Annotated in this window: 16 protein-coding genes; 10 read left to right on the top strand and 6 right to left on the bottom strand. The window is 68.0% G+C overall.

Features of this window, described 5'->3' with window-relative positions:
- Nucleotides 1-9: 9 nt before the first annotated feature.
- The 7 genes from SPI01S_RS13180 to SPI01S_RS13150 all read left to right on the top strand — a co-directional run bounded on the left by SPI01S_RS13180 (nucleotide 10) and on the right by SPI01S_RS13150 (nucleotide 9,378).
- On the top strand, nucleotides 10-1,557 hold the full coding sequence (locus tag SPI01S_RS13180) for a proton-conducting transporter transmembrane domain-containing protein (protein WP_066723151.1): 1,548 nt from the start codon (nucleotides 10-12) through the stop codon (nucleotides 1,555-1,557).
- Nucleotides 1,558-1,561: 4 nt separating this feature from the next.
- Complete coding sequence (locus SPI01S_RS13175; RefSeq protein WP_066723148.1) at nucleotides 1,562-3,952, top strand: YbcC family protein; 2,391 nt, start codon at nucleotides 1,562-1,564, stop codon at nucleotides 3,950-3,952.
- Between the two features lie 2 nt (nucleotides 3,953-3,954).
- Nucleotides 3,955-4,197: a hypothetical protein gene (locus SPI01S_RS13170; RefSeq protein WP_066723146.1), complete on the top strand. Its 243-nt coding sequence runs from the start codon at nucleotides 3,955-3,957 to the stop codon at nucleotides 4,195-4,197.
- 50 nt (nucleotides 4,198-4,247) lie between these two features.
- Nucleotides 4,248-5,186 (top strand): hydrogen peroxide-inducible genes activator, encoded by a 939-nt coding sequence (locus SPI01S_RS13165; RefSeq protein ID WP_066723143.1) that lies wholly within the window; start codon nucleotides 4,248-4,250, stop codon nucleotides 5,184-5,186.
- Between the two features lie 73 nt (nucleotides 5,187-5,259).
- A complete protein-coding gene (locus SPI01S_RS13160; protein WP_066723141.1) occupies nucleotides 5,260-6,945 on the top strand; it encodes an ATP-binding cassette domain-containing protein in 1,686 nt (561 codons plus the stop codon).
- Nucleotides 6,935-7,996, top strand: a complete 1,062-nt coding sequence (locus SPI01S_RS13155) for an HlyD family secretion protein (protein WP_066723140.1) — start codon at nucleotides 6,935-6,937, stop codon at nucleotides 7,994-7,996. The genes SPI01S_RS13160 and SPI01S_RS13155 overlap by 11 nt, the downstream gene beginning before the upstream one ends.
- Nucleotides 7,993-9,378, top strand: coding sequence for a TolC family protein (locus SPI01S_RS13150; protein ID WP_066723138.1), 1,386 nt, complete (start codon nucleotides 7,993-7,995; stop codon nucleotides 9,376-9,378). The genes SPI01S_RS13155 and SPI01S_RS13150 overlap by 4 nt, the downstream gene beginning before the upstream one ends.
- Here the strand turns inward: SPI01S_RS13150 and SPI01S_RS13145 are convergent, their stop codons facing one another.
- Nucleotides 9,379-11,163, bottom strand: a complete 1,785-nt coding sequence (locus SPI01S_RS13145; RefSeq protein WP_066723136.1) for a thiamine pyrophosphate-requiring protein — start codon at nucleotides 11,161-11,163, stop codon at nucleotides 9,379-9,381.
- A 146-nt stretch (nucleotides 11,164-11,309) separates the two neighbouring features.
- On the opposite strand from SPI01S_RS13145, the gene SPI01S_RS13140 reads away from it, so the two are divergent.
- From SPI01S_RS13140 to SPI01S_RS13130, 3 genes are read left to right on the top strand one after another with little or no spacing between them, the layout of a single operon-like run.
- Nucleotides 11,310-14,423: a response regulator gene (locus SPI01S_RS13140; RefSeq protein WP_066723134.1), complete on the top strand. Its 3,114-nt coding sequence runs from the start codon at nucleotides 11,310-11,312 to the stop codon at nucleotides 14,421-14,423.
- Nucleotides 14,408-15,280, top strand: a complete 873-nt coding sequence (locus SPI01S_RS13135) for a CheR family methyltransferase (protein ID WP_066723132.1) — start codon at nucleotides 14,408-14,410, stop codon at nucleotides 15,278-15,280. The genes SPI01S_RS13140 and SPI01S_RS13135 overlap by 16 nt, the downstream gene beginning before the upstream one ends.
- Nucleotides 15,273-17,078 (top strand): response regulator, encoded by a 1,806-nt coding sequence (locus SPI01S_RS13130; RefSeq protein ID WP_066723130.1) that lies wholly within the window; start codon nucleotides 15,273-15,275, stop codon nucleotides 17,076-17,078. The genes SPI01S_RS13135 and SPI01S_RS13130 overlap by 8 nt, the downstream gene beginning before the upstream one ends.
- A 6-nt stretch (nucleotides 17,079-17,084) precedes the next feature.
- Here the strand turns inward: SPI01S_RS13130 and SPI01S_RS13125 are convergent, their stop codons facing one another.
- From SPI01S_RS13125 to SPI01S_RS23365, 5 genes are all read right to left on the bottom strand, one after another.
- Complete coding sequence (locus SPI01S_RS13125; RefSeq protein WP_084253453.1) at nucleotides 17,085-18,071, bottom strand: LacI family DNA-binding transcriptional regulator; 987 nt, start codon at nucleotides 18,069-18,071, stop codon at nucleotides 17,085-17,087.
- A 62-nt stretch (nucleotides 18,072-18,133) separates the two neighbouring features.
- The gene (locus SPI01S_RS13120; RefSeq protein WP_066723118.1) at nucleotides 18,134-20,197 is read right to left on the bottom strand and encodes a phosphocholine-specific phospholipase C; all 2,064 of its coding nucleotides are present in this window, start codon (nucleotides 20,195-20,197) and stop codon (nucleotides 18,134-18,136) included.
- Between the two features lie 78 nt (nucleotides 20,198-20,275).
- Nucleotides 20,276-21,364, bottom strand: a complete 1,089-nt coding sequence (locus SPI01S_RS13115) for a PLP-dependent cysteine synthase family protein (protein WP_066723114.1) — start codon at nucleotides 21,362-21,364, stop codon at nucleotides 20,276-20,278.
- 326 nt (nucleotides 21,365-21,690) lie between these two features.
- Nucleotides 21,691-22,458 carry a Crp/Fnr family transcriptional regulator gene (locus SPI01S_RS13110; RefSeq protein ID WP_245653593.1) on the bottom strand — a complete coding sequence of 256 codons (768 nt, stop codon included), beginning with the start codon at nucleotides 22,456-22,458 and terminating at the stop codon, nucleotides 21,691-21,693.
- Between the two features lie 440 nt (nucleotides 22,459-22,898).
- Nucleotides 22,899-23,915: a UDP-glucuronic acid decarboxylase family protein gene (locus SPI01S_RS23365; RefSeq protein ID WP_157084689.1), complete on the bottom strand. Its 1,017-nt coding sequence runs from the start codon at nucleotides 23,913-23,915 to the stop codon at nucleotides 22,899-22,901.
- Nucleotides 23,916-23,928: the final 13 nt, after the last annotated feature.

Genomic DNA, 23,928 nt, shown 5'->3' with positions numbered 1-23,928 from the left:
GGTGTGAGCATGTGGTGGTTGGCGAATGCCGGGCCGACGCTTCTCGCGGCGGCGGCAGTCGCTGCGGCAGCCGGGCGGCAGTTCCGGCCCGGATGGACGCTGCGGGTGGTGCCGCTCGCCGCGTTCGGCGCGCTGATCGCGGCGATCGCGCTGGCGATATGGACGGCAGTGGCCGGGCCGCGCACGCTCGCGCCGGCAAGCGTCGCCACGCTGGTGGCGACCCGGCTGGATGTGGTGAGCGTCACCATGCTGGTGCTGGTGAGCTTCGTCGGTTGGGTCGTGGTGCGTTTCGCCGCCACCTATCTCGACGGTGAGGCGCGGCAAGGCAGCTTCATGGCCTGGCTGGCGCTCACGCTGGCGAGCGTGATGCTGCTGGTGACGGCGGGAACGCTGCCGCAACTGGTCTTCGCCTGGATTGCGATCGGGCAGGGATTGCGCCGCCTCCTGCTCTTCTATCCGGAGCGGGCTGCAGCCCGCCGCGCCGCCCGCAAGAAGGCGCTGAGCACCGGCCTGGCCGACCTGCTGCTGATCGGATCGGCGCTGCTGCTGTGGCGGGCGACCGGCACCACCGACATCGCCGCCCTTCTGGAGGCGGCACGCATGGGGGAGGCACCGCGCGCGATGACGCTCGCCGCCTGGGGTATCGCGCTTGCTGCGATGCTGAAATCGGCGCAGTTCCCGCTGCACGGCTGGCTGACCGAGGTGATGGAGGCGCCGACTCCGGTCTCCGCGCTGCTCCATGCCGGGGTGATCAATGCCGGCGGCTTCCTGCTGATCCGCCTGGCGGATGTGATGCTGACCTCGCCATCGGCGCTGGCGCTGCTGGCGGTGCTGGGCGGCTTCACCGCGCTGTTCGGCAGCCTGGTGCTGCCCACCCAGCCGGCGATCAAGACCCAACTCGCCTGGTCGACCGTCGCCCAGATGGGCTTCATGCTGCTGCAGTGCGGGCTCGGCCTGTTCTACCTGGCCTTGCTGCACATCGTCGCGCACTCGCTCTACAAGGCGCATGCCTTCCTCTCCTCCGGCGGCGCGGTCGAGCGGATAGCGGCGGCGCGGCGGCTGGGGCCGGTGGCGAAGCCGGACGGCGCGGCCGTCGGGTTGGCGATGCTGGGGGCGGCAATCCTCTATGGGGCGCTCGCGATCGGCTTCGGAGCTTGGGCGAAGCCACCCCAGGCAGTGGCACTGGGCGCGATCCTGGTATTCGGCGTCGCCTATCTGATCGTGCAGGGGATGAGCCCGGCCGCACCGAAGCCGCTGCTCCAGCGCACCCTTGGCTTCGCGATCCTCGCGACCTCTGCCTATTTCCTCCTGCACGACGCCGCCGAATGGCTCACCATCGGCACCCTGCCGCCGGTCCCCGCGCCGGGGCCGTTCCAATGGGTGCTGCTCGGCGTCGCCCTGGTCGCTTTCGGCGGCATCGCGGTGGCCCAGGCGATGCTGCCGCTGTGGTGCGACCATCCGGCGGCGCAGCGTCTGCGCACGCATCTCTCCCACGGTTTCTACGTCAACGCGCTGCTCGATCGGGTGATCGGCAGCCGGGTCATCGGAAAGGCTTGATCCCATGTATCGCAGTGCCGACCCGCAATCCCATGCGCCGCAGCCCAGCTATGTCGGGCTGCTGCTGGAGGCCGCCGAACAGGCTGCCCGCGCCGTACCGCCGCTCTGGCCGCTGGCGACCAGCGTCGCGGTGAACCCGTTCCTGGGCCATACCCGCCGCAGCCTCGCGCAGGCCTCCGCCTGGCTGGCCCGGAGCGGCGGCGCCAGGGCGACCATGCCGCGTGCCTGGTATCGCGCCCGGATCGCCGAAGGCGCCATTTACGAGAGCGACCTTTACGCCGCGTGGGAGGCGACGCCCGCGGGCGAGCGGCCGCACCCGTTCGAACATTTCCTGATCGAGATCCGGCACGACGGCGTCGATCCCGTTCCCCATCCGACATTGGCGGAGATCGCCGCGGTGCCAGGGCACACCGACTGGTCGTCCGTGATCGCCGACCAGATCGGCGGCTGGGCTGGCAGCTATTTCGATGCCGGGCAGGCGCTGTGGGCGGCGCCGCAGGGGCAGGGCGCCTATGCCGGATGGCGCGAACAGGCCGCGCTTGATCGCACGCCCGAAATCCATGGCATGGCCGGCTTCCGCGCCTTTGTCGGCGCAGCGCCGGCCACGGCGAGCGATGCCATCGCCGTCAGCGCCGCCCGGCTCGGCCTTCGCGCCGAGGCGGCGGAACGCTATTTCGAGCGGCTGCTGATGAGCCTTGGCGGGTGGGCGCAGTTCGCCCGCTATCGTCGCTGGCAGGCGGAACTGGCGAGCGGTGCCGATGGCACGCTGGTCGATCTGCTCGCGGTGCGACTGCTCTGGGAAGCGGCACTGTGGGAACTGGGCGGCGCTGCCTTGCGGGAGCGCTGGGCGGACGCCGCGCGCACCTATGAAACGCCGACGCGGCCAAGCCAGGATTGCTGCATCGACGCCATCCTCCAGCACGCCGCCGAGATCGCCGAACAACGGCGGCTGGTCGCACGGCTGCACGCGCCGGCGGCAGCGGCAGGGGCAACGATGCCGATCGCGCAGATGGCGTTCTGCATCGACGTGCGATCGGAGCCGATCCGAGCTGCGATCGAGCGGGTGGCGCCGGGAATCCGCACCAAGGGTTTCGCCGGTTTCTTCGGTATCGCCACTGCGCATCGGCCGCACGCCGCGTGCGATGGCGAGGCGCGGCTGCCGGTGCTGCTCCGGCCGGGTTTGACCAGCGATGATGGCGGCGACCCGCATCTCGAGGCGCTCGACCATGCCAATGCGCGCGGCGATCGCGCGTGGGGAAGGTTCAAGCAGGCGGCAGTCTCTTCCTTCGCCTTCGTCGAGGCGGCGGGGTTGGCCTATGCCGCCAAGCTGCTGAAGAACACGCTGGGTCTTGGCGCTGCACCCCGGACGCGGGGCAAGCCGCGCTTCCATCCGCCCTTGCCGCAGCGGGACGCCGTCGATGCTGCCGAGCGGATCCTGCGCGCCATGTCGCTGACCAGCGACTTTGCGCCGCTGGTGATCCTGGTGGGACACGGCGCGGGCGTGACCAACAATCTCCACGCCAGCGCGCTTCAGTGCGGGGCGTGCGGCGGCCATGGCGGTGACGTGAATGCGCGGCTGCTGGCGGGACTTCTCAATGATCCGGTGGTGCGCAAGGGGCTGGCGGAGCGGGGCATCGACATTCCTGCCGAGACGGTGATGATCGGCGGTCTGCACGATACGACCAGCGATCGCATCCAGCTGTTCCACGAGGATGCCGCAGTGCCCGCCCCGCTGCTCGCGGCGGTGGAACAGGCCTTGGCGCAGGCCTCCGTCGAAGCCGCCGTCGCCCGCGCCGTTCGCTTGCCGCGGGCGGAGGGCGTGCGGCATGTCCTCGCCCGCGGTCGCGACTGGGCGGAGGTACGGCCCGAATGGGGCCTTGCCGGATGCAGCGCCTTCATCGCCGCGCCGCGCAGCCGCACGGCCGGAAGGTCGCTGGGCGGACGTGCCTTCCTCCATGACTATGACTGGCGCGCCGACGCCGATCTGGGGGTGCTGGAACTCATCCTCACCGCGCCGGTGGTGGTCGCCAGCTGGATCAGCCTGCAATATTACGGCTCCAGCGTTGCGCCCGGCGTGTTCGGGGCCGGGAACAAGCTGCTCCACAATGCGGTCGGCGGGATCGGCGTGCTCGAAGGCAATGGCGGGCTGCTGCGGGGCGGGCTGCCCTGGCAGTCGGTGCACGACGGCCAGCGGCTCGTGCACGATCCGCTGCGGCTTGCCGTGGTGATCGAGGCGCCGACGGCGGCGATCAGCGACGTGCTTGCCCGGCATGACGCGGTGCGGGCGCTGTTCGACCATCGCTGGCTGCATCTGCTGGCCATCGACGAATTCGGGAAGGTCGCCTGGCGCTACGTCGGGGGACTGCGCTGGCAGCCGTTCGCACAGGAGGTTTGACGATGCGGATCGAAATCGCCCCTTCACTGCGTGTGGCGGAGCCCGAGGTGGAGCTTGCCGGCATCGAGCGGCGCGTCGCCTGGGTGCTGGCGCATCCCGGCACCAGCCCCTGGCTGCGGGCTGCGCTGGAGGCGGCGCTGGCGGAAGACCCGGTGGCGATCGCCAACGATGTCGAGATGCTGCGCCACCTGCTGCTTCCCCGCAGCACCGCGCATGCGATCCTCGCCGCAGCCACCGCGCGCTGACGGAGAAGACCGTAGGCGAAGCTGTCATGTTTATGCTTCAATGAAGCTGTATGGACCTGAAGATATCCGGCTTCGAACAGCAGATCAGCTTGCGGCAATTGCGCTATCTGGTTGCACTGGGCGAGCAGGCGAGCTTCACCCGGGCGGCCGCGGTTTCGGGCGTCAGCCAGCCTTCGCTTTCCCAGTCGATTCGCCAGTTGGAGGATGCGCTGGGCGCGCCGCTCGTGGAACGCGGTGCGCGCGCCTTCCTCACGCCGCTTGGCCGCGAAGTGGCGGCGCGTGCGCAGCGCATCCTGCTGGAGGTCCGCGATCTGGGTGAACTGGCGGGTGCCGGGGATACGGCATTGCTCGGCACGATCCGGCTGGGCGTGACGCCCACCATCGGCGCCTATCTGCTGCCGCGGCTGGTCGCGCGATTGCACCAGCAGTTCCATGATCTGCGTGTGCATGTCCGCGAAAACCCGCCGGCGCTGTTGGTGGAAGGCCTGGCGGCAGGGGCACACGACGTGATCCTGGCGCAACTGCCGCTGCAGGCCGCCGGCGCGCATGTCGAGCGGCTGTTCCGCGAGCCGCTGCACCTTGCCATGGCCGCGGATCACCCGCTAGCCGCCCGCACCACGATCGGCAGCGAGGATCTGGCCGGGCAGGACCTGCTCACGCTCCAGCGCAGCTACCGTCTGGCCGAGCAGACCATCGCCATCGCCGAGGAGGCGGGCGCACGGGTGCGGGACGATTACGAAGGCACCAGTCTGGATGCGATCCGCCAGATGGCCGGCATGGGCATGGGGCTGGCGGTGCTGCCCGAGCTCTATGTGCGGCAGGAGATTCGCGCCGGCGACGACGTGGTCGCGCGGCCGTTCCACGCCGGGCGGCACTATCGCGAGCTCGGCTTGCTCTGGCGGAGCGGGGTGGCGCGGGCGGCAGCCTATAAGAGACTGGCACAGGAATTGGTCGCCTGCGTCGAAGACATAGGAATATCCTATCGATGATATAGCCGGCGCACCATTGTGCTTATGGTGCACCGCACGCACTTCATCGATCGTGAAGGGAGCTGACGTAGCGATGGCAAAACAGAAGATCGGCTGGGCGCAGGTACGCGGCTGGCTGAGCGAGGTGATCGGGCCCGATGGCGGCTATCTGCGGCTGGCGATGGTTTATGGCGTCGCCATCAGCCTGTTGTCGCTGGCCACCCCAATCTCGGTGCAGCTGCTGATCAACAGCGTGGCCAAGATCGCACTACCGGCGCCGCTGATCACGCTATCGGCGATGCTGTTCACGCTGCTGCTGATCGTGGTGATCCTCAGCGCGCTGCGCGTCCACATCATGGCGCTGTTCGAGCGGCGCCTGTTCGCGCGCACGGTGGCCGAGATCACCGTCCGGGTGGTGCACGCCCGCAATCCTTTCTTCGCCGATGCGCGCCGGATCGACCTGTTCAATCGATATTTTGACCTGATGACAGTGCAGAAGAGCGTGCCGAGCCTCGTCATCGGCGGCTTCACCATTCTGCTCCAGTCGGTGGTGGGGCTGGTGGTCACCAGCTTCTACCATCCGTTCTTCCTGGCCTTCAACGTGATCCTCATCACCCTGGTCTGGCTGATCTGGCAGCTCTGGTCGCCCGGCGCGATCCGCTCGGCGGTGGCGCTCAGCCATGCCAAGCATAATGCGGCGCGCTGGCTGGAGGGGCTGGGCACCTCGAACGGATTCTACAAGTCCAGCCGCCATCTCGACTTCGCGATGGACGGGTCGGAATCGATGACCGCCGCCTATGTCGCCGCGCACCGCCGCCATTTCCGCTTCAGCTTCACCCAGACCTGCGCCTATCTGCTGCTCTACGCCAGCGCGAGCGCCGCGCTGCTGGCGATGGGCGGCTGGCTGATCCTGCAGGGGCAGTTGTCGATCGGCCAGCTGGTCGCCGCCGAACTGATCCTGTCGGGCGTCTTCTATGGCCTCGGCCAGCTCGGCCACTATCTCGACGCCTTCTACGACATGGCCGCGGCGGCGGAGGAAGTTTCGCTGCTGTACGCGATACCGCACGAGACCCATACCCGCAGCACCGAAGCGCCGGGCAATGGCGAGGTGCGACTGCGCGAGGTCGAGGCCGGCGACGCCCGGATCGACCTGACCATTCCCGCGGGCGCGCAGCTGATCGCGGTCGGCGCGCCGGCAATGGACAGCCGCCTTGCGATGCTGCTCAAGCGCAACACCCAGCCCGACCGCGGCCTGGTGATGGTGGGCGGCGTCGATCTCGAGGCGCTCGACGTCTACCGGCTCCGTTCGGACGTGATCGTGCTCGATCGGCCGACGATCGTCGAGATCAGCATCCGCGAGTATCTGGGCCTGGCCGGCGCGGGGATCCCCGCCGGCAAGGTGCTCGATGCACTGGCGCTGGTCGGGCTCGACGCCCGTATCGGGCAGCTCCCGGAAGGAATGGAGACGCCGCTCGCCGCATCGGGCTATCCGCTGTCGATCGGCGAGCTGATGGCGTTGAAGCTCGCCAATGCACTGCTCGCCCGGCCCAAGGTGCTGCTGCTGAGCCCCTTGTACGACCTGATGCCGATCGAGCGGCTGACTGCGGCGCTCGATGCGCTGCGCGAGGCCGGTACGACGGTGCTGCTGTTCACGGGGCGGCCGGAGGCGATCCGCCGCGACGGCTATCTGTGGCTGGGCAAGACTGCCCAGACCCGCTTCGACACGGTGGACCAGCTCCGCACCGCGCTTGCCGATCTGGAGGCTCGCAATGCCCTTTAAGCCCGATCATATCGGCCATTTTCCGACCCTTGCCGCGATGCGCCTGCCGCGGATCGCCCGGGCGATCGCGTGGATGATCGTCATTACAGTGGCGCTGCTCGGCGTCACCATGGTCTATGTTCCCTGGGTGCAGACGGCGCCGGGACGGGGGCAGGTCGTAGCGCTCGATCCCCACGATCGGGTGCAATCCGTCACCGCAATGGTGCCGGGACGGGTCGAGCGCTGGTTCGTCACCGACGGCCAGGCGGTGAAGAAAGGCGATCCGATCGCCAAGATCTCGGACAACGACCCGGAACTGCTCGCCCGCCTCGCCGCCGAGCGCGACCAGGTGCTGGCCGAGATTTCGTCGGTCGAAAGCGCGCGTGCCGTGGCCTCGATCGACGTCAATCGCGCACGGACCCTGTTCAACGAGGGGCTTGCGGCGCGTCGCGACTATGAACAGGCGCAGATCCGCGTCGCCGATCAGGGGGCCAAGCTCGCGGAGTCGCGGGCCAAGCTGAACCGGATCGAGGTGTCGCTCAACCGCCAGGCGGTGCAGATCGTTCGCGCGCCCCGCGACGGCCGCATCCAGACGCTGAACGCCGCCGCCGGCGCAACGCTGGTAAGTGCCGGCACCGAGCTGGCGACGCTGGCGCCGGAAGGCAGCACCGAGCGCGTGGTCGAGTTGATGGTCGATGGGCGCGACGTCGCGCTTGTCCATCCGGGGCGCCGCGTGCGGCTGGAGTTCGAAGGCTGGCCCGCAATCCAGCTGAGCGGCTGGCCCTCCATGGCCTGGGGGCTGTTCGACGGGCGGGTGCGCTCGGTCGATCCCTCGGCAATGCCCGACGGCCTGTTCCGCGTGTTGATCGAACCCATGCCGGGCACCCCGGTCTGGCCGGGTGACCGCTTCGTGCGCCTCGGCGCCAAGGTGCGCGGCTGGGTACAGGGCGAAACGGTGCCGGTCGGCTATGAACTCTGGCGCCAGCTCAACGACTTCCCGCTCGAATTCGGCACCGGCTCGGACAAGGGCGAGGACAAGGGCATGGACATCTACAAGAAGAAAAAGAAATGATCCGGCAACTGCTCGCTCTCGTCGCTCTGGCGTTCGCGGTGCCCGCCGCGGCGCAAGGGCCTCTCACGCTCGACCAGGTGCTGCGCTCCTCGGCGCAGAACGCGCCGCAGATCATCGAGGCGCTGGCCAAGCAGCGCCAGGCCGAGGGCAAGGCGTTGAGCGCCGAGGGCGCGTTCGACGTGGTGTTCGACGTCGATGCGCAGGCGCGTGCCTTCGGCTATTATGACGGATCGGTGGTGGAGGCGAAGGCCAGCCGCGCGCTCGATAACAATGGCGGCGGGCTCTACGCCGGCTACCGTGTCTCCCGCGGCAAGTTCCCGGTCTATGAGGACAAGGCCTACACCAACCAGCTCGGCGAGTTCAAAGTCGGCGCGGTCTTCTCGCTGCTCCGCGACCGAGTGACCGACGAGCGCCGGACCAAGCTGCGCCTCGCCGACCAGGACGTCGACGTCGCGCGGCTGGAGCGCGAGATGGTGGCGATCGGCGTGCAGCGCCGGGCGATGAGCACCTATCAGGCCTGGGCAGTCGCGGGCCTCCGGCTGAAGGCGTATCGGGACCTGCTGGCCCTTTCCGAGAAGCGCCGCTCGCAGCTGGCGCGCCAGGTGCAGCTGGGTGCCCGGCCGCAGATCCTGATCACCGAGAACGACCAGAACCTGGCCCGCCGCCGCTCGCTGGTGGCGCAGGCCGAACAGAAGTTCGCGGAGGCTGCCAATGCGCTTTCCTTCTTCTGGCGCGACGGAAACGGCGTGCCGCTGGTTCCTGCCGCGGAGCAATTGCCGGAGGCACTGCCCGAACTGGCGATCGCTCCGCGCAAGGCCGGGCCGTTCCTGCGCCCCGATCTGAAGACCGTGCTGGTGCGGATCGACCAGTCGCTGGCCCGTCTCGACCTTGCCGAGAACGACCTCAAGCCGCGTCTTGATGCCCGGGCGGAGCTGGGGAAGGACGTCGGTGCGATCGGCCTGGGTGGCCCGTCCCGCACGCCGGCGGAGGCGATGGTCGGCGTGAAATTCTCGGTACCGCTCGAGCGGCGCAGTGCGCGCGGGCGCATTGCCGAGGCCCGGGCGGAGATCGACGGCCTTCGCACCCGCCACCGGATGCTGGAGGAACAGATCGCCATCGAGGTGAAGGGCATTGCCATCGGCATCGAGGGTGCCGACAAGGTCGCCGACCTTGCCGGCCAGGAGGCCGACCTGGCAGGCAAGATGGCGGTGGCCGAGCAGCGCCGCTTCGACATGGGCGCCAGCGACTTCTTCCTGATCAACCAGCGCGAGGAAAGCGCGACCGACGCCCGGCTGCGGGCGCTGGATGCGCGGTACCAGGCGCTGGTCGCGCGCGCTGACCTCGCGGCGGCAACGGCGGACCGCGCGGTGCTGGGGCTCTGACTAGCCCGTGATCTCCTTGGCGATCTGCCGCACCGTTTCCTTGATCACGCCGCCGCGTCCCGCATCGCCCTTGAGCATGGACGACATGAAGCCTTTGGCCTGCGCAAGCGTCAGGTGCGGCGGGAAGGGGGCGACGTCCGGGTCGGTCTTGACCTCCAGCACCACCGGCCGGTCGGCGCGCAGGGCGGCGTCCCAGGCATCGCCCAGCGCCTCGGGCGTGTCGACATGGATGCCCTGCAGCCCGATCAGTTCGGCGAAGCGGGCATAGGGCACGTCGGGGATGTCCTGCGTGGTCGGGAAGCGGGGATTGCCCTCCATCACCCGCTGTTCCCAGGTGACCTCGTTGAGATCCTGGTTGTTGAACACGCAGACGATGAAGCGCGGGTCGGCCCAGCGCTGCCAGTATTTGGCGACAGTGATCAGCTCAGCCATGTTGTTCATCTGCATCGCGCCGTCGCCGACCAGCGCCACCACCGGCCGATCGGGATGGGCGAACTTGGCACCGATCGCATAGGGCACCGCCGCGCCCATCGAGGCGAGCCCGCCCGACAGCGAGGCACGCTGCCCCGCCTTCACGCGATAGTCGCGCGCATACCAATTGGCGCAGGAACCCGAATCCGAGGTGACGATGGCGTTGGCGGGGAGCCGCGGCGACATTTCCCACACCACGCGTTGCGGGTTGACCGGGTTCGCCTCCGCCATCGCCCGCGCCTCGATCGTCTTCCACCATTTGGCGACTTCGTGGGCGATGCCTTCCTGCCAGCTGCGGTCCTCCTTGCGCTGGAGCAGGGGGAGCAGTGCCTTCAGCGTCTCCGCCGCGCCACCATGAAGGTTGCACTCCACCGGATAGCGCAGGCCAAGCATCGCCGGATCGATGTCGATCTGCACGGCGCGCGCCTGGCCTTCCTCGGGGAGGAACTCGGCCCAGGGGAAGCCGGTGCCGATCATCAGCAGCGTGTCGCAGCCCGCCATCATGTCCGACGAAGGCTTGGTGCCGAGCAGCCCGATCGCACCGGTGACGAAAGGCAGGTCGTCCGCCAGCACGTCCTTGCCGAGCAGCGCCTTGGCGACACCGGCGCCCAGGCGCTCGGCAATCTCGATCACCTGTGCCTCTGCGCCACGCGCGCCGGCACCGATCAGGATCGCGACCTTCTGCCCGGCATCGAGGATCTCCGCGGCCTGCGCCAGCGCGCTTGCCGGCGGCACCACCTGCGGGCGGACATAGCCGGGGCCGGAGCGGGTAAAGCCGTGCTGGAGCGGCGGGTCCTGGTACGGCTCGTCCTGCACGTCCTTGGGGAGCACGATCGCGGTCACGTCGCGATTGGCGATCGCGATACGGATCGCGCGATCGGTGACGTGGCGGAGCTGGGCCGGGGCGGACACCTCCTGCACATAGCCGCACACGTCCGAGAACAGCCGGTCGAGGTTGAGCTCCTGCTGGTAGCTGGCCCCGCGCACGGTGCTTTCGGCCTGACCGGCGATGGCCAGCAGGGGGACGTGGTCGAGCTTGGCATCGTACATGCCGGTGACGAGGTGCGTCGCGCCTGGCCCGCCGGTGGAAAGGCACACGCCCAGCTCGCCGGTGAACTTTGCGTGCGCGCTGGCCATGAAGGCGGCCATTTCCTCGTGGCGGACCTGGATGAAGTCGATGCCGTCGCCCGCAGCTTCGGCGCGTTGCAGCGCGCCGAGCACGCCGTTGATGCCGTCGCCCGAATAGCCGTAGATCCGCGTCACGCCCCAGGCCTTGAGCCGCTCCACGAAAAAGTCGCTCGTCTGCTTCGCCATCTGCCGTCTCCTGAAGTTGCTGGGAGAAACCGCCGGGAGGGAGGATGGTTCAGGGCGAGGAGCGAAGGTCGTGCCCCGCACACGGGGTTGCAGCGGCAGGGTAAAGACGGGTACGCCGGTAACCTTCTATCTCTTTGAGTTTCCTTATGTCGCCCAGCCAGCGCAGCCGAAAATCCTCGTTCTCCCTCCATGCCGGCCTAGGCGCCCTTCTGGTCCTGCCGTTCGGCGCGGACACAGTGCTGCCGCTCGGCACCGCGACCTGGGCGGGCTATCTGCTGCCGACGGTGATCGCCTATACGGCAGGGCGGCCGACGGTGCCGCTGGTCGTCGCCGCGCTGGCCACGCTGCTCAACTTCGCCGGGTTCACGCTCGCGCCGCCGGGGGTCGACCCGCAGGTGGTGCTGGTCAACCGCATCCTCGGCACCGCGATCATCTGGATCCTGGCGGGGATCGGCTTCGCCTTCATCCGGAACCGGCTGGCGATCCAGCGCGAGGAATGGCTGCAATCGGGGCAGGTCGGCCTCGCCAAGGCCGTGGCCGGCGAACTGCCGCTCGACGAGCTGGCGACGGCGGCGCTGCGCTTCCTCGCCGACTATACCGGCGCGCAGGCTGGGGCAATCTTCGTGCGCGACCGGAGCGGCGCGGGTTTCCGGCGCCGGGGCACCTATGCGGTGCCGGGCGATGCGCCGCTGCCGGAGTGGGTCAAGCCGGGTGAGGGACTGCTCGGCCAGGCGATCGCTGATCGGCGGCAGTTCGTGCTCGATCAGGTGCCGGAGGGCTATCTCTACTACGGCTCCGGCCTCGGCCAGGCGCAGCCGCGCACGCTGCTGATCGGCGTCACCGAGGCGGATGGCGAGATCAACGGGGTGCTCGAGCTCGGCTTGCCCGGCGCGGTCGACCCGCAGGTGCAGAGCCTGCTGGAGCGGATCAGCGGCCAGCTCGGCGTGTCGATCCGCTCCGGCAAGTATCGCGCCCGGCTGCGGGAACTGCTCGAGCAGACGCAGAAGCAGGCCGAGGAACTGCAGGTCCAGAGCGAGGAACTGCGCGTCAACAACGACGAGCTGGAGGCGCAGAGCCGCGAGCTGCAGGATACCGCCGCCCGGCTGGAGGCGCAGCAGACCGCGCTCGAACAGAGCAATGCCGAGCTGGAGGCCCAGACCCGCGCGCTGGAGCTGCAGCGCGACGAACTCGCCCGCGCACAAGGCTCGCTGGAGCAGCAGGCCGCCGATCTGGAGCAGGCCAGCCGCTACAAGTCGGAATTCCTCGCCAATATGAGCCATGAGCTGCGTACCCCGCTCAACTCGCTGCTGATCATGGCGCGGCTGCTGGCGGAGAACCGTGCGGGCAACCTCAGCGCGGACCAGGTCCGGCACGCCGAGACGATCGAGACCTCGGGCAACGACCTGCTCACGCTGATCAACGACATTCTCGACATCTCGAAGATCGAGGCAGGCAAGCTGGAGCTGCAGCCGCGCCGCGTCCGCATCGCGCCGATGCTCGACAAGCTGAAGGCGGTGTTCGGCGCCTCCGCCACCGCCAAGGGGCTGGGCTTCCACATCGAGCAGGCGGCGGGCGCGCCGGGCGAGATCGAGACCGATCCGCAGCGGCTGGAGCAGGTGCTCAAGAACTTCCTGTCGAACGCGATCAAGTTCACCGCCAGGGGCGAGGTGTCGCTGGGCGTTTCGCGGCGGCCGGACGGGCGGATCGCCTTCACGGTGCGGGATACCGGCGTCGGCATCCCGGCCGAGCAGCAGCAGGTGATCTTCGAAGCGTTCCGCCAGGCGGACGGTACGGTCAGCCGCAAATATGGCGGCACCGGCCTGGGCCTGTCGATCTCGCGCGAGCTGGCGCGGCTGCTCGGCGGCGAGGTGCTGGTCGAGAGCGTGGCGGGCGAGGGGAGTGCCTTCTCGCTCGTGCTGCCCGACGTCTATGATCCGGCGCTGGTCCAGACCCCCGCGCCGTTGCCGAGCCCCAGCCCGGCGCCGATCAAGCCGCTGCCCTCCAATCCCAAGCCCGGCCGCCGCCGCAGCGCCGAGCCATGCGAGGACGATCGCGAGACGCTGTCGGGTGACTCGCGCGTGATCCTGATCGTCGAGGACGATCCCGTCTTTGCGCGCATCCTGTGCGACATCGCCCATGATCTGGGCTTTCAGTGCCTGATCGCCGGCACCGCCGACGAGGGCGCGTTGCTGGCGCGGCAATATGTGCCGAACGCGGTGATCCTCGACATGAACCTGCCGGACCATACCGGTCTGTCGGTGCTCGACCGGATCAAGCGCGACGTGCGCACCCGGCACATCCCGGTGCATGTCGTCTCGGTCGACGACGACAGCCAGGCGGCGCTGTCGAGCGGCGCGGTCGGCTATCTGTTCAAGCCGGTAAAGCGCGAGCAGCTGGTCGACATGCTCGAGGGCCTGGAGGCGCGGATGTCGCAGCGGATGCGGCGCGTGCTGGTGGTGGAGGACGACGCGCAGCAGGCGGAAAGCGTCAAGGCGCTGCTCGCCTCGCGGGAGGTGGAGACGGTGCAGGCCCATTCCGCCGCACAGACCTTCGAACGGCTCGGCCAGGAAACCTTCGACTGCATGGTACTCGACCTCAACCTGCCGGATGCGTCGGGTCTCGACCTGCTCGACCGGCTGAGCGAGGACGACAGCGTCGGGTTCCCGCCGGTGATCGTCTATACCGGTCGCGACCTCAGCCCGGACGAAGAGCTGCGCCTGCGCAAATATTCCAAGTCGATCATCGTCAAGGGCGCCAAGTCGCCCGAGCGACTGCTCGACGAGGTAACGCTGTTCCTCCATCAGGTCGTGTCCGAGCTGCCAGAGCCGCAGCAGGCACTGATCGCCAAGGCGCTGGGCCGCGACGCCGCGCTGGAAGGCCGCTCGATCCTGGTGGTCGAGGACGACATCCGGAACGTTTATGCCCTGACGAGCATTTTCGAGCCGCATGGGGTCAAGGTTCGCATCGCCCGCAACGGCCGCGAGGCGCTGCACGCGCTGGACGAGTCCGTGCGCCATCTCACCGACCCGGTCGATCTCGTGCTGATGGACGTGATGATGCCGGAGATGGACGGCCTCACCGCCACGCGCGAGATCCGAAAGCAATCCTGGGGCAAGACGCTGCCGATCCTGATGCTCACCGCAAAGGCGATGGCGCGCGACCAGCAGGAGTGCCTGGACGCCGGTGCGAACGACTATCTCGCCAAGCCGCTCGACATCGACAAGCTGCTCAGCCTGGTGCGGGTGTGGATGCCGCGGTGATCGACGAGGTTTTCCCGGCGCATGAGGAGATCGAACTCGACCTGCTGCTCGAAGCGATCTGGCGGCACTATCAGTACGACTTTCGCGGCTATTCGCGCGGATCGTTGCATCGGCGGATGGAGCGCGCCTGCCACCGCTTTGGCTGCGAGGGGTTCTCGCATCTCCAGCATCGGCTGCTGCGCGAGCCCGCCATGTTCGCCGAACTGATGGGGTTCCTCACCATCCAGGTGAGCGAGATGTTCCGCGATCCGGCCTATTTCCGGGCGTTGCGCGAGAAGGTGGTGCCGCATCTGCGTACCTGGCCGTCGCTCAAGGTGTGGATCGCCGGCTGCGCCAATGGCGAGGAATTCTACTCGCTCGCCATCCTCTTCCGCGAAGAGGGGCTGGAGGACCGGACGATCTTCTATTGCACGGATATCAGCCCGGCGGCGCTCGCCAAGGCCGAGGCGGGGATATTCGATCTGGCTCGGATTCCGCAATTTACCGAGAATCACCGGCTTTCCGGCGGGCATAGCTCGCTTTCCGATTACTACACGGCGGCCTATGGTGGCGCGGTGTTCGACAAGAGCCTTCGTGCCCGCGCGGTGTTCGCGGAACATAGCCTCGCCACCGACCAGGTGTTCGCCGAGGCGCATCTGGTGTCCAGCCGGAACGTGCTGATCTATTTCGATCGCGGCCTGCAGGATCGCGCGCTTGGGCTGTTCGGGGAGTCGCTGGTGCGCGGCGGCTTCCTGGGGCTGGGCGCGCGCGAGACGCTGCGCTTCTCGCGCCATGCGGGTGCTTTTGCCGATTTCGACGCTGGTGAGCGGATCTACCGCCGCAACACCGTGGCGCTGCAGGCGATCGCCGATGCGTGATCCGGTAAAGGTCCTCGCCGTCGACGACGTGCCCGAAAACCTCATCGCGCTGGAGGCATTGCTCGCCCAGGACGGGCTGGAGCTGCTTACCGCCGCCTCCGGCATGGAGGCGCTGGAGCTGCTGCTGGTGCACGACGTCGCGCTGGCGCTGCTCGACGTGCAGATGCCGGGCATGGACGGGTTCGAACTCGCCGAACTGATGCGCGGTACCGAGCGCACTCGCCGGGTGCCGATCATCTTCCTGACCGCCGTCGCCACCGACGAACGCCGCCGCTTCCGCGGCTATGAAACCGGCGCGGTCGATTATCTGCTCAAGCCCGTCGATCCGCAGATCGTGCGCAACAAGGTCGAGATTTTCGTCGAGCTGGCGCGGCAGCGGCAGGAGATCGCGCATCAGCGCGATCGCCACGCCGCCGCGCTCGCAAGGCTGAAGGCGCATCGTGACAATTCGCCGCTCGCCATCGTCGAGTTCGATGCCGATCAGCGGATCATCGCCTGGTCGGCCGGAGCCGAGCGGATGTTCGGCTGGCGTGCGGCGGAGGTTTCCGGCCTGCGCCCGTCCGAGCTCGAATGGCTCGATGCCGAACATGCCGCGCGGTTCGACACGATGATCCGGGGCATGATCATCGGCGAGCAGCTCCGCGACATGCGGCCGCTGCGCCTGCGGACGGCCGTGGGCGTGACGCTCGACTGCGAAGTCTATGGCTCGGCACTGCTGGGGGCGGATGGGTCGCTGCTCTCGGTCAACACCCAGATTCTCGACGTCACCGATCGGGTACGCGCCGAGGAAACCCAGCGGCTGCTGATCGGCGAGCTCAACCACCGGGTGAAGAACACGCTCGCCTCGGTGCAGGCGATCGCCACCCAGACGCTGCGCCATTCCTCCGGGCCGTCGGACTTCGCGCCTACCTTTATCGGCCGTATCCACGCGCTCGCGCGGGCCCATTCGCTGCTCAGCAGCACCACCTGGCAGGGCGCCAGCCTGCAGGAACTGGTGGAGGGCCAGCTACAGACCGGCACCATTGATCCGACCCGAATCGATACGGGCGGGCCCTCCGTCGATCTGGCGCCCGAGCCGGCGCTGCATCTTGCCCTGGTCCTCCACGAGCTGGCGACGAATGCGCACAAATATGGTGCGCTGTCCGTGCCGGAAGGCCGCGTGGCGCTTCACTGGGGCGTACGCGACGGCATGCTGGAGGTCGATTGGCAGGAGCGCGGTGGACCGGTCGTGGCACCGCCGACGCGGCGCGGCTTCGGCACGGCGCTGATCGAGCGCAGCCTCAAGGCGGAGGGGGGCAGCGCGGTCCCCAGCTATGGCGACGACGGTGTCGCGTGGAAGCTCACCATTCCCTATGCGAGCGCGGTGCGGCTGCGCGGAGAGGCCCGCGGTTGCCGCAAGCCGATGCCGGTGCTCCCGTCGGGCGGCAGTGCAGCCCTGATCGGCAAACGGGTGCTGATCGTGGAGGACGAGCCGCTGGTCGCGCTGGAACTCGCCACGATCCTCGGCGATCTCGGCATGGTGGCGGCAGGTGTCGCATCCACGGCGGAAGAGGCGCTGGCGGCGATCACCGCCACGTCTGCCGATGCAGTGTTGCTCGACGGCAATCTGCAGGGCGCGCTGGTGGATGATGTAGCGGCGGCACTGGTCGACCGCGCGATCCCCTTCCTGTTCGTCAGCGGTTATGGTCGCGACCATCTGCCGATCGGCCTCGAATCGGTCACCGTCATCGAGAAGCCGTTCGACGCTCGCACCATCGCGGCGGCACTGCACCAGGTACTGGTTTCCGCCGACGCCTGATCGGGTTCAGGCGGAATCGCGGACGATCAGTTCCGGCAGCATCGCGACGGATCCGACATTCTGCCCCGCGATCCGTGCCAGCAGCAGGTCGACGAGCAGATTGGCGCCGTAGACAACATCCTGGCGAATGGTCGTGAGCGCCGGGGAGGTGTAGCCGGCGAGCAGAATGTCGTCATAGCCGATCACCGCGACGTCCTCCGGCACCCGAAGCCCTCGTCCCGCCAGCGCGCGCATCGCGCTCATGGCGATCACGTCGGAGGCGGCAAGGATCCCGTCCGGTGCCGGATTGGCGGCGAGATAGGCCTCCATCTCGCGATAGGCGTCTTCCATCGTCAGGTGGATCGGCACCACCGTTTCCGTCACGCCCGACGCCGCGGCGATTGCCGTGTGGAAGCCGGTATATCGATCGGCGAACTCCGGCGCTTCGGGATTGCCGAGAAAGGCGAGGCGCCGGCACCCGCGCCGGAGCAGGTGCTGCGCCGCCAGTTCGCCACCGGTGACATTGTCGGTGCCGACGGTGATCTGGTTCGATCCCAGCCGCGCGGCGCCCCACACGACCATGCGCTCGTAGCTGGTTGCCACCCGCTCGATCGCCTCGAGCTGGTCCGACTGGCCGATGAGGATGATGCCGTCGACGCGGCCGGAGGCGATGACGTCGTCCAGCCAGCGCGGGCCCTGGGGCACCACACGCGACAGGAACAGGTCATATCCGCGCTTCGTAAGGGCGTCTGCGAGGCCCCCCAGCAGCCCCATGAAGAAGGGATCGGACAGCGCCTGATCGACCTCATGCCCCAGCGGCACCACCACGCCGATCACCCCGGTACGCTGCTTGCGCAGCGCACTGGCGGTCTGGTTCAAGCGAAAGCCATGTTCCTGCGCCAGCGCGACAATACGTTCGCGTGTGCCCCGCGCGACACGCGGATGATTGGACAAGGCGCGGGAGGCGGTCGAAACCGACACGCCCGCGATCTTCGCCAGCTCGACCAAGCCCACTGACTTCAATTGTCCGGCCCCCCAGGTATGATTTTGTTCTGTCAGCGCTGACAGTATCGTGTCTAATCGATTTGGGAAACCTTAACATTGGTCAGCGGCGGCTCCGACCATCCATCGCTGCCATTTTCGATCCGTCCGGCGAGGCGTCGGCGGTAACCGGGCGCATCGGGGGCGCGGAGCACCAGATCGTACCAGCCGCCGGTTGCGCTGAGCGGCACGCGGGTTTCGCCGGCCCCGATCGCGCGCAAGGCCGGATGGCGCGGCCATTCCGATGTCATGGCCGCAGGCGCCTGCACGATCAGCTGGGGGGCTCCGGTGCGACGCTGCTGCCAGCGGACCGCGCCGGCATGTGCAATCCCCTGGCCGGCGAAGTGGCGGTGGAAGCCGTTGGGGCCGAGCAGCCACAGGTCGTAGCGCCCCTCCGCATCCAGCGGCCATTCGGCCTCGATCGTGCCGCCCTGCTTCAGCGTGTAGCGGCGCGGCACCGCGTCGAGCCGCAGCCGGTCATAGACCTGCACGACCGCCGGCACGCCCGGACATTCGAGCCGCAGCGTGATGCCCCGGGTATCGAGCGCCGCTTCATGGACCTCCAGGGCATAGGGCAGCGCCCGGGCGCGGCGGATGCCGGGTTCCTGCGCCGGGGCCTGACCTGCCGCGACGGGCGCACTCGGTTCGGGCTGCTTCGGCACGGCGGCGGCGCGGACCGCGAGCGGACGCGGGTCCGGCAGCGTCGGGGAGGCGGGGCGGTTCGGCGTGCGGAAATCGAAGGCGCTGGTGAGGTCGCCGCAAACCGCACGTCGCCATGCGGAGATATTGGGCTCCTGCACGCCGAAGCGCTTTTCGAGGAAGCGGATCACCGACGTATGGTCGAAGACCTGCGAATTGACCCAGCCGCCGCGGCTCCACGGCGAGACGACATAGCAGGGGACGCGCGGTCCCAGGCCGTAGGGGCGGCCGATCAGTTCGGGCCGTTCGGACTTCTGGTCGGCTACGCTGGGGATCTGGTGATAGTCGTTGGCGGTGCCGATCTGCGAGATGCCGGCAAATCCACCCGGCGCCGCCGGATCGCGCGACGGCGGGCAGGGTGGGGGTACGTGATCGAAGAAACCGTCATTCTCGTCGAAATTGACGATCAGCACAGTACGCGCCCACACCTCCGGATTGGCAGTCAGCGCGTCGATCACCGCAGCGGTATAGGCCGCGCCCTGCGCCGGGCTGGAGGGGGCAGGGTGTTCGCTGCCCGCGGCATCCGCGATGATCCAGGAAACCTGCGGCAGCCTGCCCGCCACCACGTCGGCACGCAGTTGATCCAGGCCATGGGTGGTGCGTGCGCGCTCGTGCAGTGGCGAGCCCGGCTGCGCCTCGCGATAGGCAGCGAAACCGACCAGGGGATTGTCGGTGAAATTGTCCGCCATGTCCTGGTAGATGCGCCAGTCGATCCCCGCTGCCTGCAGCCGTTCCGGGTAGGTGGTCCAGCGATAGGAGTCGGGATGGCCGCCCTTCGTGGCCAGCTCGTCGTGCGAGTTGCCGATTGCGGGGCCGCCCAGCGTTCCGCTGGGATCGTTGGTGCCGGTCCACAGGAACAGGCGGTTGGTGTTCGTGCCGGTATGCACCGCGCAGTGATAGGCGTCGCAGATCGTGAAGCTCTCGGCGAGCGCGAACTGGAATTCGAGGTCCTCGCGCGCGAAATGGCCCATCGCGCGATCCGTCTTGGCTGCGGCCCAGCGCTGCATCCGGCCCTGGTCCCAGGCGGCCTGTGCGTCGGGCCAGCTGTGCGGCGTGCTCGCCACGCGCATCAGCTCGAAATGCTCTTTCGTCGAAAGATGGAACGGCGCGACCAGGCGGCCGTCCGCCGCTTCCTGTGCCCAGACGCTGCGGCCGTCGGGCAGCGGCACCGTCAGCGGATCGCCGAAGCCGCGCACACCCTTCAGCGTACCGAAATAATGGTCGAAGCTGCGGTTCTCCTGCATCAGGATCACGACATGGGCGACGTCGGCGAGGGTGCCGGTCCGCACATCGGCGGGGATCGCCGCGGCGCGGGCGATCGAGGCCGGCAGCGCGGACGCCACCGCCGCCTGCGCGCCTGCCGCAAGAAACCGCCGCCGAGTGGTCGCGCTGCCCGTCATGTCCGCCTCAACTCCGTCCCGTGGTAACCGATATCTGCGGCCGGGTGCAGCAACTGGATGACGGATTGATGACGGTTCTCAGCGCCGCGACCCGAAAAGATCGTCAAGTGCCCTATCGTGCGTGTCGGTCTCATAGCCATGCGCCGCACGCCATCCGGCATCGAAGCAGGTGGAGGCATAGCGGCGGCCATCGTCGCACAGCAGCGTGACGATCGATCCGGCCTGCCCCACGGCGCGCATCTCCCGGATCAGGGTCGCACAGGCCCAGATGTTGGTGCCCGTGGAAACGCCGCAGGGGCGGCCGAGGACCTGGCTGATGCGGAGCGCAGCGGCGAGGCTGGCGGCATCCGGCACGGTGATCATCCGGTCGATCACGTCGGGCAGGAACGAGGGTTCGAGTTGCAGCCGGCCGATCCCCTCCACGCAGGAAGGTGCGCCGTCGGTCGTGGTGATGCTGCGATCGGCATAGTGGCGGTGGAACACCGAGGCCTCGGGATCGGCGACACACAGGCGTGTTTCCATCCTTCGATAACGCAGATAGCGGCCGATCGTCGCGGAGGTGCCGCCGGTGCCGGCCCCGCAGACGATGTGCGCCGGTATCGGATGCGCTTCCTGCGCCATCTGCTCGAAGATCGACTGGGCGATGTTGTTGTTGCCGCGCCAGTCGGTGGCGCGCTCGGCATAGGTGAACTGATCCATGAAATGGCCTCCGAGCTCGGTCGCGAGGCGCTGCGCCTCCGCCCGCACCGAGCGAGGATCGGCGACTTCATGGCAGTGACCGCCATGGAACTCGATCGCCTCGATCTTCTCGGGCGAGGTGCCCCGCGGCAGCACTGCCACGAAAGGGAGCCCGATCATCTTGGCGAAATAGGCTTCCGATACCGCGGTCGAGCCGCTCGAAGCCTCGACGATCGTCGTCTTCGGCCCGATCCAGCCATTGCACAGGGCATAGAGGAACAGCGAACGACCCAGGCGGTGCTTCAAGCTGCCGGTGGGGTGGCTCGACTCGTCCTTGAGGTACAGGGTGATGCCCGGGGCACCCGGCAGTTCCACCCGCACGAGATGGGTGTCGGCGGAGCGATTGAACTCGGCGTCGATCGTCCGGACGGCTTCGTCGACCCAGGCGCGATCGCAGCGGGTGGGGCGGGGGAGGGGGGCATCGGTCATGACGCGGAGCTTTAGCGGCTCGATCGATCGTCCGTCGACTCCGGAAGCGCCGGTTGTCCCGCGTTGTCCTGATCCAGGCAAGCGCTGTGCGCGCCGCGCGGGTGTAGCATGGCCGACGCCCCAAGGAGTGCAGCGCATGCCAAGTGCCGATGATAGAGACTATTTTCAGTGCCGGGCGCGCGCCGAACTGGCCATCGCATCGACGTGCGAGGACAATATCGCAGCGCTTGCCCATTTCCGCCTCGCCGATGAATATGAGCGCAGGCTACGTGCGCTGGCCGCGCCAATCCGGCATTCTCCTGCAATGCCGCCGTCCGGGTCCTGATCTAGCCGGAGACAAGCAAGTTGCGGGACACGGGAAGCGCCGCCCCCGGCTGGAAGCGTTCGCGGGGTGCGGCTTGCGTCGCGGCGGTCGTGTTCCGCTTGAGACGAACCATGCCGCCGCGCCATTCCAGCACGCCCTCGCGCCGCATCGCCTGCACCGTCCGGTTCACATGGACGCTCGTGAGGCCGAGGGCATCGGCAAGCATTTCCTGCGTCAACGGCATGGCGAAGCCGTCGGGGCCGGCGCGGCCGGCAAGCAGAAGGCGCTCATGGATCTCGAGTAGCCAGTCGTGGATCCGTTCGAAGGCGCTCATCCGGCCGAGCCGCGCCACGTGGCGAAGCAGGTTGACCTCGTCCAGCGCGGCGCTGGCGGCATAGGCTTCTCGCAGGCCTTCGCTGTCAGAGGCGGGTGCCGGGCAAAGAATCGCATCGGAAAGCGCTGTAATCGTGCTGGACGCGACCGGCTGAAAGGTGCCGGGTTCCTGGATGACGTCACCGGGCAGCAGGAAGCTCAGGATCTGGCGGCGACCGTCGCTGAACAGTTGCACGCGGCCAAGCCATCCATCCAGCACGACGAGCGACCCCGCTGATCGCTGCCCGGCAAGGATCAAATCGCGCGCGGCTCGGATCCGCTGCGGAAACTCCGCTGCCGACCGGAGCGACCGGCGATCGCCATCGCTGAGCGAAGCAAGCGCGCCAAGCCTGCTGGTTGCGGATGCATCCGCCACAAGGGAAGAAGCTTCCAGCATAACGTGGAACAAACGCCGCATCGGTGCGCATGGTTCAGCGTGGATGTCTTAACCCGGATCAATAAGAAATCACGTTTCGGGACGAAGATCGTGCATTCGGCGTCACCGGGAAGCCATTGGACGTGCGCCCTTTCTTCGGGAATGTCCCCTGCAGCTTGCTCTGGAGGAACGCAGGCATAGCGGGGTGCCCCCTTTCGGCGGCGAAGGGGGGCAACGCTTGTCTCCCACCAAACACGCTGGTGCCACCCAGGGTTGCCGCCAAACGTACCCTTTTGCAAACCACGCTGGTTCGTCGCTACCTTGGCCTGTTCATCCGTCGAGCATCGCCTGACCAACCGGCCTCGTTCCTTGCAACAGCGGCCGCGGGCGTAGTGCGGCCGCATCCCAAGGGCGCGCGGTTAGCCACGACGCCGCACCGTCAGCGGGGGCAGGCTGGCGCACCTTCGGTGGGGAACGTGATCCTATTCGGCGGCGACTTCCAGCGGCATGGGGCCGGTGGGCACTACATCCATCGCGCGCGCGAACCAGGCGCAGGTGCGCTCCAGACCCTCCGTCAGCGGTACGCGCGGTTCCCAACCGAGCAGTTCACGCGCGCGCCCGATGTCCGGCTTGCGGCGCCGCGGATCGTCCACCGGAAGTGGATGATATTCAATCGCAACATTGTCACCGATGAAGCCCGCCACCCGTTCTGCCAGTTCGCCGACGGTGATTTCATGCGGATTTCCGAGGTTTATGGGTTCCATTCCTGTGATATCGCTATTCATTAGCAGGATTAAGCCCTGCACCAGATCGGAGACGTAGCAAAAGCTGCGGGTCTGGCTACCATCGCCATACAGCGTCAGCGGCTTGCCGGAGAGTGCCTGCACGATGAGGTTCGAGACCACGCGACCGTCATCGAAATGCATATGGGGTCCATAGGTGTTGAAAATGCGCGCTACCCGCACTTCCGCCCGCCCGGTGCGGCAAAAGTCATAGGTCAGCGCCTCGGCGGCGCGTTTTCCTTCGTCGTAGCAGGCGCGCGGGCCCGTGCAGCTTACCCAACCGCGATATTCCTCCCGCTGCGGGTGCATCTCCGGGTCGCCATAGACCTCGGAGGTGGACGTCAGCAGGAATCGGGCACCTGCATCGGCGGCGAGCCGTAGCAGGCGGTCTGTGCCAACCACATTGGTTAGCATGGTGTGTTCGGGGTCTACCTGATACTGCGGCGGGGAGGCCGGGCAGGCGCAGTTGTAGATCTGCTTGAAGCGGTGCGCGCGGTCTAGAATGGAGGCGGGGAGCGCCTCGACGATGTCGCCGCGGACGAACTCGAAGCCCGGGCGCCCCTCCAGCCCGCGAAGATTGTCGAGGTTGGACGTCTGCAGATTGTCGAGGCAGACGACCTGCTCGCCGCGATCGAGCAGTTCGGCACAGAGGTGCGAGCCGATGAATCCTGCGCCGCCCGCCACCAGGATCAGGGATTTTTCGTCGTCGTTCGTCATGCGGGCATTCCTC

Origin of the sequence: Sphingomonas pituitosa NBRC 102491, from assembly GCF_001598435.1 — a bacterium.
GTDB lineage: Bacteria > Pseudomonadota > Alphaproteobacteria > Sphingomonadales > Sphingomonadaceae > Sphingomonas > Sphingomonas pituitosa.
Note: the sequence above shows the minus strand (reverse complement) of the source record. Positions and strands in the feature narration are given on the sequence as shown.

Excerpts from the sequence above, each read along its gene's own strand:
- SPI01S_RS13120 (WP_066723118.1), bottom strand. The coding sequence starts at position 20,197 with ATGACGGGCAGCGCGACCACTCGGCGGCGGTTTCTTGCGGCAGGCGCG.
- SPI01S_RS13165 (WP_066723143.1), top strand. The coding sequence starts at position 4,248 with ATGGACCTGAAGATATCCGGCTTCGAACAGCAGATCAGCTTGCGGCAA.
- SPI01S_RS13155 (WP_066723140.1), top strand. The coding sequence starts at position 6,935 with ATGCCCTTTAAGCCCGATCATATCGGCCATTTTCCGACCCTTGCCGCG.
- SPI01S_RS13175 (WP_066723148.1), top strand. The coding sequence starts at position 1,562 with ATGTATCGCAGTGCCGACCCGCAATCCCATGCGCCGCAGCCCAGCTAT.
- SPI01S_RS13140 (WP_066723134.1), top strand. The coding sequence starts at position 11,310 with ATGTCGCCCAGCCAGCGCAGCCGAAAATCCTCGTTCTCCCTCCATGCC.
- SPI01S_RS13110 (WP_245653593.1), bottom strand. The coding sequence starts at position 22,458 with ATGCGGCGTTTGTTCCACGTTATGCTGGAAGCTTCTTCCCTTGTGGCG.
- SPI01S_RS13145 (WP_066723136.1), bottom strand. The coding sequence starts at position 11,163 with ATGGCGAAGCAGACGAGCGACTTTTTCGTGGAGCGGCTCAAGGCCTGG.
- SPI01S_RS13115 (WP_066723114.1), bottom strand. The coding sequence starts at position 21,364 with ATGACCGATGCCCCCCTCCCCCGCCCCACCCGCTGCGATCGCGCCTGG.
- SPI01S_RS13160 (WP_066723141.1), top strand. The coding sequence starts at position 5,260 with ATGGCAAAACAGAAGATCGGCTGGGCGCAGGTACGCGGCTGGCTGAGC.
- SPI01S_RS13150 (WP_066723138.1), top strand. The coding sequence starts at position 7,993 with ATGATCCGGCAACTGCTCGCTCTCGTCGCTCTGGCGTTCGCGGTGCCC.
- SPI01S_RS23365 (WP_157084689.1), bottom strand. The coding sequence starts at position 23,915 with ATGACGAACGACGACGAAAAATCCCTGATCCTGGTGGCGGGCGGCGCA.
- SPI01S_RS13130 (WP_066723130.1), top strand. The coding sequence starts at position 15,273 with ATGCGTGATCCGGTAAAGGTCCTCGCCGTCGACGACGTGCCCGAAAAC.
- SPI01S_RS13180 (WP_066723151.1), top strand. The coding sequence starts at position 10 with ATGTGGTGGTTGGCGAATGCCGGGCCGACGCTTCTCGCGGCGGCGGCA.
- SPI01S_RS13170 (WP_066723146.1), top strand. The coding sequence starts at position 3,955 with ATGCGGATCGAAATCGCCCCTTCACTGCGTGTGGCGGAGCCCGAGGTG.